The organism is Mesorhizobium sp. M7A.F.Ca.CA.002.04.1.1 (assembly GCF_004022805.1).
GTDB lineage: Bacteria > Pseudomonadota > Alphaproteobacteria > Rhizobiales > Rhizobiaceae > Mesorhizobium > Mesorhizobium ciceri.
Map to the genome: position 1 here is coordinate 1 of NZ_RZPL01000704.1, position 2909 is coordinate 2909.

The 2909-nt window shown below is 63.4% G+C and carries 4 protein-coding genes; 2 read left to right on the top strand and 2 right to left on the bottom strand.

Annotation, left to right across the window (positions count from 1 at the left end; translation table 11 throughout):
- Positions 1-147: 147 nt before the first annotated feature.
- The gene (locus ENZ75_RS27080; RefSeq protein ID WP_063169177.1) at positions 148-357 is read left to right on the top strand and encodes a DUF680 domain-containing protein; all 210 of its coding nucleotides are present in this window, start codon (positions 148-150) and stop codon (positions 355-357) included.
- 91 nt (positions 358-448) lie between these two features.
- Positions 449-1408: an SDR family oxidoreductase gene (locus ENZ75_RS27085; protein ID WP_063169178.1), complete on the top strand. Its 960-nt coding sequence runs from the start codon at positions 449-451 to the stop codon at positions 1406-1408.
- 57 nt (positions 1409-1465) lie between these two features.
- Here the strand turns inward: ENZ75_RS27085 and ENZ75_RS27090 are convergent, their stop codons facing one another.
- Together ENZ75_RS27090 and ENZ75_RS27095 are read right to left on the bottom strand one after the other, a co-directional pair.
- Complete coding sequence (locus ENZ75_RS27090; RefSeq protein WP_013529196.1) at positions 1466-1624, bottom strand: DUF3309 family protein; 159 nt, start codon at positions 1622-1624, stop codon at positions 1466-1468.
- Between the two features lie 92 nt (positions 1625-1716).
- Positions 1717-2909: efflux RND transporter permease subunit (locus ENZ75_RS27095; protein WP_164888031.1), on the bottom strand; the 1193-nt coding region annotated here is incomplete at its 5' end.

Genomic DNA, 2909 nt, shown 5'->3' on the forward strand with positions numbered 1-2909 from the left:
GCTCTTGATCAGGTTCCAGTCGATTTCTGCCATTCATTTATGAATATCAGAACGCCACCTTTAGTCAATTTCCATTCGTATTCGAAGCGCCCATATTCCAGCTGCAGACACCAACACGGACTGCAAACACCTACCAGGAGAACTCAGATGACCAAGATCGCTCTCACCACCGCCGCTATCCTCATTTCCGTCAGCGCCGCTTTTGCCGGCAGCGACAAGTTTGGTTCGAACGACGCCAGCCAGCCGGCCGCCACCAGCACCGACGACACGACCACCGCTTCGATTCACAACCCCGATGCGGCCATCCGGAAGCCGGTCACACAGGGCAGCAACCGCGACCTCTTCGGCAGCCGCTGATCCCGATCGCGCTTGTCGCTGATCCCGATCGCGCTGTCGCTGGTACCGATCGCCCGACCGACCACCTAAATCCCAACCAGGAGTGCTTCCAATGACCAAGATCGCAATTCTCGGTGCCGGTGGCCGGCTCGGCCGCGTGGTCGCCAAGGCCTTCATCGACGCGGGCTACGAGGTCCGCACCGTCACCCGCAACGGCAAGGTACCGGCCGAACTCAAGGGCGCCACGGCCGTTGCCGGTGACGCTCTCGACCGCGAGGCCCTCATCCGCGCCACGCAAGGTGTCGATATCGTCTTCAACGGCCTCAACCCGATCTACACCGACTGGGGCAAGTGCCTGCCGATGGCGCAGAATGTCATGGCCGCCTGCCACGCGAACGGCGCACTGCACCTCTTCCCCGGCACCGTTTACAATTACGGCTCGCCGATGCCGGCGGTGATATCGGAAGACACACCCTTCCACCCGAGCACGCAAAAGGGCCGCATCCGCTGCGCCATGGAGGAGTTGTTTCGTCGCGAGGCCGACGCGAGCCGCGTCCGCACCATTCTTCTGCGGGCCGGCGATTTCTTCGGCGGCACCGGCAGCGGATCATGGTTCGACCTGATCGTTGCCGCCAAGATCAACAAAGGTATCTACACCGCGCCTGGCCCGGTCGAGCTCGTGCATGAATGGGCCTATCTGCCTGACTTCGCTGTGGGTTTCGTCGCGCTGGCGCGCAATCTGGACAAGCTCGGCTTCTATGAAGCGCTGAACTTTCCGGGCCACGCGGTCACCGATCTGCAGATCAAGGCCGCTGCCGAGAAGGCTATTGGTCGTCCGCTCAAGATGACTTCGATGCCCTGGTGGGTGCTGCGCGCTGGCAGCCCGTTCGTGGCGATGTGGCGCGAGATCGTCTCCATGTCCTACCTGCGCTTCGAGCCGCATCAGCTGGCTTCGATACGGCTGGAAGGCATCGTCGGCGAGATCCCGCACACGCCGTTGGATCAGGCGGTTGCTGAAGCTCTTGGCGATATCGGCATTGCCACCGTGAATGGCGTTGCGAAAGCTGCCTGACTCCCGCGATCATGGGCGCCGCCCCTCTGCACACTGAACAATCCACGAGAGGGCGCCTCAGAGCCGTCCCATCAACAGCAACACCATGAGCACCACCAGCACGACGCCGACAATACCCGACGGCCCATAACCCCAGGAGCGCGAATGCGGCCAGGCCGGCACCGCGCCGATGAGGACAAGGATCAGGACGATGATGACGATGGTGGTGATCGGCATGAGAAGCCCTCGCTTCGACGTTTCGCTCAGAGACAATGCAGAGGCCGCCCGGTTGTTCCGGGCGGCCTCTGCGGTCAAATCGGCGATGGGGTCTATTCGGCGGCTTTCGGAAAGGCGATTTCCGGTTCGTCGCCTGCTTCCTGGCCAGGCCTGTCGGTCGGCGAAACCGTTCCCTTGCCGCGCCGGAACAGCCGGCGGAAAAACGCATAGAAGCGGCTGTTCTTGCTGCGCGTGAAAATCATCAGCATCGACGGCGTCACCACCAGCGTCAGCAAGGTGGCGAAGGACAGGCCGAAGACGATCGCCGAGGACAGCGAAATCCACCATTGCGTCGACGGCGCGTTGATCGTCGTCTCGTGATGGAAGATTTCCAGCCCAAGGCCGAAGGCGATCGGCAACACGCCGAGGATCGCCGACACCGCCGTCAGCACCACCGGCCGGGCGCGCTCGCGGCAGGTCTGCAGCACCGCGTCCATCTTGTCCCAGCCTTCTTCGCGCAGCCGGTCATAGGTGTCGATCAGCACGATGTTGTTGTTCACCACCACGCCGGCCAGAGCGATGACGCCAATGCCCGACATGACGATGCCGAAGGTCTCGCCTGTGATCAGCAGCCCCAGGAACACGCCAACCGTCGCCATGACCACGCAGGACAGCACCATCAGCACGCTGGTGAATTTGTTGAACTGCATCAGCAGCACCAGGAAGATCAGGAAGATCGCCGCCCCGAACGCCTTGCCAAGGAAGGCGCTGGCCTCGGCGCTGTCTTCGTTCGAGCCGGCCAGCTTCCAACGTATGCCGCTGCCGAGATCCATCCCGGAGACGGCCTTGGTGACCTCCGCCTGCACGGCCGCGACCTGGGCGCCTGCGGCAACGTTTGCCTGGACGACCACCGTGCGCGCGCCGTCGATACGGTTGAGGATACCGACCGTCGGCTCCGGCTTGCGCACGACGAAATTCGAGATCGGCACCGAGCCTTGCGAGGTCTGCACCCTGAGCTCGTCGAGCGTCGACAGCGTGCGCCGGTCTTCCGGCAGACGCAGCCTGATGTCGACGGCGTCGTCGGCGCCGGCAGGCCGGTATTCCGAAAGCTTCAGCCCGTTGGTCACCAGTTGCACCACTGTGCCGACAGCGGTTGGGCTGATGCCATATTGCGCTGCCTTGGCACGGTCGACCTCGAGCGCCCAGTCGACGCCGGGTGGCGCGAGGCCGTCGGCAATGTCGATGACGCCAGGCACCTTGCCGATGCGTGCCGCAACCGCGCGCGCTTTGTCGTCTAGCCCCTTGG

Excerpts from the sequence above, each read along its gene's own strand:
- ENZ75_RS27080 (WP_063169177.1), top strand. The coding sequence starts at position 148 with ATGACCAAGATCGCTCTCACCACCGCCGCTATCCTCATTTCCGTCAGC.
- ENZ75_RS27085 (WP_063169178.1), top strand. The coding sequence starts at position 449 with ATGACCAAGATCGCAATTCTCGGTGCCGGTGGCCGGCTCGGCCGCGTG.
- ENZ75_RS27090 (WP_013529196.1), bottom strand. The coding sequence starts at position 1,624 with ATGCCGATCACCACCATCGTCATCATCGTCCTGATCCTTGTCCTCATC.